This is a genomic window from Streptomyces sp. NPDC059524 (assembly GCF_042749255.1).
Classification (GTDB): domain Bacteria; phylum Actinomycetota; class Actinomycetes; order Streptomycetales; family Streptomycetaceae; genus Streptomyces; species Streptomyces xanthii.
In genome coordinates this window covers 5,725-10,202 of the sequence record NZ_JBHYTK010000222.1, presented here as the reverse complement: position 1 = coordinate 10,202, position 4,478 = coordinate 5,725, and the positions used below count along the sequence as shown (strand labels likewise).

5 protein-coding genes are annotated in these 4,478 nt (G+C 74.4%); 2 read left to right on the top strand and 3 right to left on the bottom strand.

Annotated elements, in window-relative coordinates:
• Nucleotides 1-134 precede the first annotated feature (134 nt).
• On the bottom strand, nucleotides 135-767 hold the full coding sequence (locus ACFW9D_RS35970) for an ATP-binding protein (RefSeq protein ID WP_384629310.1): 633 nt from the start codon (nucleotides 765-767) through the stop codon (nucleotides 135-137).
• A 163-nt stretch (nucleotides 768-930) separates the two neighbouring features.
• Between ACFW9D_RS35970 and ACFW9D_RS35965 the strand changes: the two genes are divergently transcribed.
• Nucleotides 931-1,326: a hypothetical protein gene (locus ACFW9D_RS35965; protein ID WP_384629308.1), complete on the top strand. Its 396-nt coding sequence runs from the start codon at nucleotides 931-933 to the stop codon at nucleotides 1,324-1,326.
• A 32-nt stretch (nucleotides 1,327-1,358) separates the two neighbouring features.
• Here the strand turns inward: ACFW9D_RS35965 and ACFW9D_RS35960 are convergent, their stop codons facing one another.
• Together ACFW9D_RS35960 and ACFW9D_RS35955 are read right to left on the bottom strand one after the other, a co-directional pair.
• A complete protein-coding gene (locus ACFW9D_RS35960; protein WP_384629305.1) occupies nucleotides 1,359-2,831 on the bottom strand; it encodes an MDR family MFS transporter in 1,473 nt (490 codons plus the stop codon).
• A gap of 14 nt (nucleotides 2,832-2,845) precedes the next feature.
• Complete coding sequence (locus ACFW9D_RS35955) at nucleotides 2,846-3,442, bottom strand: NADPH-dependent FMN reductase (protein WP_384629303.1); 597 nt, start codon at nucleotides 3,440-3,442, stop codon at nucleotides 2,846-2,848.
• A gap of 168 nt (nucleotides 3,443-3,610) precedes the next feature.
• On the opposite strand from ACFW9D_RS35955, the gene ACFW9D_RS35950 reads away from it, so the two are divergent.
• On the top strand, nucleotides 3,611-4,336 hold the full coding sequence (locus ACFW9D_RS35950; protein WP_384629300.1) for a TetR/AcrR family transcriptional regulator: 726 nt from the start codon (nucleotides 3,611-3,613) through the stop codon (nucleotides 4,334-4,336).
• Nucleotides 4,337-4,478 lie beyond the last annotated feature (142 nt).

The window sequence follows — 4,478 nt, the reverse complement described above, 5'->3', positions numbered from 1 at the left end:
CGCACTTCGTGCGCGATCTCATCGGGGAAATGCGACGCGAAGCGTCTGCATTTCAGGGGCGCGGGGAACTGCGCGAGAAGCCCCACCGGCCGGTGGTCGAGACGCGGCCGGTGGGCCCACGGCGAGTGGTCCCGTTAAGCGGCGCGCGCCTTGGCGCAGTGGCCGGCCGCGGCCGCGGCGACGCGGCCCAGCGCCTCGTCCTTGCCGCACGGATGCGCCCCGAACGCGACCTGGCGGGCCACGATGGCCCGTTCCGCGCGCATCAGGCGCCAGCCCCGCCGGAGCAGGAACGGCACGGACTTGCGGCCCTCCTTGAGGTCCCGCAGCAGCCGGCGACGGAATGTCGTCGAGGGCCGCCCACGCAGGCAGAGCGCGTCGGCGAGCACCCCGAGGTCCCGGCACCGGGCCACGATGTCCGCCGCGAAGATCCCCTCCGCGAGGAACAGCGGGGTACGGGCGATGTCGAGCGCCTCCGCCCCGACCCGCGAGCTGGTCGCGATGTCGTACACCGGCACCTGCGTGCGGCCCTTCGCGCACAGTTCCGCGATCGCGGCGAGCGCCGCCTCCGCGTCCCAGGACGCGGGGGAGTCCCAGTCGATGTCCGACGTGCCCGGCACGAGTGGGAGCGTCGGGTCGTCGGCCTCCTTGTAGAAGTCGTCGAGGCAGAGCACGGGCAGCCCGGAGCGGGCCGCGAACGACGACTTGCCGGAGCCGGAGGGGCCGGAGACCAGGACGACCCGGGTCGGTATCGGGGGATGCGAACTCACGAGAGTCCAGTGTGAGGCATCCGGGCCCCGGCGCCGACCCCGCGTCGCGCGGTTGTGGCACGAGCCACGCCGAGTGCGACTACGCTACGTGGTTCCGCCGTCACACGCGGAGACATCGTCAGTGGACCCGTCACTGGAAACAGGAAAGGCGCGCGCGACTCCCATGGCCCGACACGCAGCCCCCAAGAACCCGATGCCGACCTCCGGCGCCCGCCGCACGCTGCTGCGCGCGGGCCTGACCATGGCCGCGGCCGGCGCGGCGGTCGCCGCCGGGGGCGCGACCGCGAGCGCCGCGGACGCCGCGCCCGGCACGCTGAGCACGCTGGCGGTGACCCAGGGCATCGACGCGGCGGCCACCCACGGCCTGGCCCCCGTGACGAACCTCCAGCTCGACCCGCTGGCCAACACGGGCGTCGACCCGCTGGACAACGCGGTGGGCACCCAGATCGCCGACTTCAAGCCGCTCAGCACGGCGGCCGTGACCGGCCCGGTGACCTCCGGCAGCTCCCTGTCGGAGCTGCCGGTCGTCGGCGCGGCGGCCGGCCTGCTGCCGGGCTGACCCCGTCGGACCCGGGGGCCGGGCCGGGCGGTTCATCCCTGCCGGGGCCCGGCCGCGGACCGGAGCGGCACCTCGCGCACGGCCCACGAGGCCGCGAAGGCCACCGCGCACAGCAGCGCCGTGCCGAATGCGACGCCGTGCATGCCGTCGACGACGCTCGACCGGAACGCGGCGCCGTGCGCGCCCTCGTCGACCCGCCCCGCGAACACCGAGCCCAGCACGGCCACCCCGAGTGAGCCCCCGATCGTGCGCAGCAGGGTCTGGGTGCCGCTGGCCGCGCCGATGTCGCGGGGCTCGGCGCTGTTGAGGGTGATGAGCATCGCGGGCTGCATCAGGCAGCCGATGCCGGTGCCGAGGATCAGGGTCAGCGCGGAGGCCGCCCAGACCGGGGTGCCGGTGCCGAGCAGCAGCAGGGCGAGCGCGCCCGCCGTCGACACCGCGCCGCCCGCGATCGGATAAGCCCGGTAGCGGCCGCCCGCGCCGACCCGCCGCCCGATGGTGAGCTGGGCCCCCATCATGCCGAGCATCAGGGGGAGCAGGAGCAGTCCGCTCCGCGTGGCCGAGGCGCCGCGCACGTGCTGCATGTACTGCGGCAGATAGCTGGCGGCGGCCAGCATCGCTCCTCCCGCGACGAAGCTGAGCACCTGGGCGACCGTGAAGTTGCGGTCGGCGAACAGGCGGGGCGGGATGACGGGTTCGGCCGCGCGCCGCTCCACCCGGACGAAGCCGGCGAGCGCCGCCGCCGCGAGCACCGCGAGTGCCAGGACCTGCGGTGACGACCACGCGTACGCGTTCCCGGCCCAGGCCGCGAGCAGGGTCAGGGCGACGATCCCGGCGGTCAGCAGTCCGGCGCCGGCGAGGTCGACGCGGGCCTTCACGCGGGTGGTGCGGACCCGGACCCCGGCGCCGATGACGGCGAGCGCGACGGCGCCGACGGGCACGTTGACGTAGAACACCCAGCGCCAGTCCAGCTGGTCGGTGAGGAAGCCGCCGATCAGCGGGCCGCCGATCATCGCGGCGGGCAGCAGCACGCCGATCACCGACTGGGAGCGGCCCGCCTCGGCGGGGGTGAGCAGGGTGCCGATGAGCGAGAGCGCGCCGACGAACAGCCCGCCCGCACCGAGTCCCTGAAGGGCCCGGAAGGCGATCAACTGCCCCATGTCCTGGGCGAGTCCGCACAGTACGGAGCCCGCGAGGAAGACGATGATCGAGGCCACGTAGCTGCCCTTGCGGCCCCACAGGTCGCCGAGCTTGCCCCACAGGGGTGTGCTGACGGCGGTGGTGAGCAGGTACGCGGTCACCACCCACGACAGATGGGCGAGGCCGCCCAGGTCGTCGACGATGACGGGCAGGGCGGTGCCGACGACGGTGCCGTCGAGCGTGGCGAGCACGATGCCCAGCAGCAGGCCGGCGATCACGAGGCGGGACGGCGGTGCGGGTGCCGGGCCGGCCGCGGGGGTCTCGCCGGTGCCGCCGGTGTTCTCGGTGTGTGTCGGTGTCGTCATGACGTCCGCCGCTCTCAAGCCGCGTACGGGCGACGGGACTTGGCGTCGCGCAGGGCGTGGGCCCACCAGGTGAGCTGGTCGAGCATGGCCTTCGCCGCCGCGTCCACGGCGGGGTCGTCGACCCGGCCGTCCGGGTCGAAGGCCCCGTAGGCGTTGTGGAAGCTGACCGTGTTGCGGACGGTCATGGCGTTCAGCTCGGCCATCACGACCCGCAGTTGCTCGACGGCGCGCAGGCCGCCGGACAGGCCTCCGTAGGAGACGAAGGCGACCGGCTTGCCGTGCCACTCCGTGTGGTGCCAGTCGACGGCGTTCTTCAGGGCCGCCGGGAAGCTGTGGTTGTACTCGGGTGTGACGAAGACGAACGCGTCGGCGGCGGCCAGGCGCGGGCTCACGGCCGCGAGCGCCTCCCGGGTGCCGGGCGGCGGCTCCTGGCCGAAGGCGGGCAGCACGGTGGGCAGTGGCGTCTCGGCGAGGTCGACGACGTCCGTGCTCAGGTCGGCGCGCTGGGCGAGGTGGCCGCGCAGCCACCGGGTGACGACGGGCGCGAAGCGGCCCTCGCGGGTGGATCCGACGAGGACGGCGACGCGGAGCGCGGTGGTGGACGACGGCATGGCGAACCCCCGGTGAGTGGGCCGTTGTGTACGGCGTATCCCTGACGCGTACAACGTACACATCGATGTGTACGGCGTCTACTGTGGATACGATGTACACGCGGACCCGGTCGTCGTCCGTACCGTCAAGCACCGTCAGCACCGTCCAGGAGCCCGAGGAGCACGCCTGTGGCCGCGAAGAAGAAGGCGGGGCCCGAGCCCTCGCTGTGGGAGCGGATGGAGCGCCCGGCCGCGCCGCGCGCCGCGCTGACCCCGCAGCGGATCGTGGACGTCGCCGTGGAGCTGGCCGACGCCGAGGGGTTCGCGGCGGTCACGATGCGCCGCATCGCCACGGAGCTGGGCGTCGCGCCCATGGCCGCCTACCGGCACGTCTCGGGCAAGGACGACCTGCTGGCGCTGATGGTGGACCGGGTCTCGGGCGAACTGGACGTCCCCGAGGACGTGACCGGATGGCGCGAGGTGCTGCGCGCGTACGCCGTGCGGTCCCGGGTCATGACGCTGGCGCACCCGTGGATGACCCAGCTGCCGGCCCCGCTGTTCATGCTGACGCCGACCCGGATGGCCGTCGCCGAACGGCAGTTGGCGTCGCTCGACGGACTCGGCCTCGACCCGGACACGATGATGGCGGCCTTCCGGGCCGTCACCTCGTACGTGCACGGCGCGACCCAGTCGCAGGTCGCCCTCGACCGGTTCCGCGCGGAACAGGGCTGGGACAGCGGCGACGAGACCCGCAGGGCGCTGGCGCCGCAGATGAACTACCTGCTGGACAGCGGCCGTTACCCGGTCTACCGCTCCTACGCGTACAGCGCGACCCGCAAGGACGACCCCACCTGGGAGTTCGAGTTCGGCCTCGACTGCGTGCTCGACGGCATCGCGCGGCGGCTCGGTCTCTGACGGGCCCGGGCCCGGGAACGGGCGAGGGCCCCGCGCCCCCCCGCCCGGGGGGGGGGGCGGGGCCCCGGGGGGGGGGGCGGGGGGTGGGTAGCGCGCCGCAGGCGCCCCCGGGCCCCCGGGGGGGGGCGACCCGGTGAGTGGG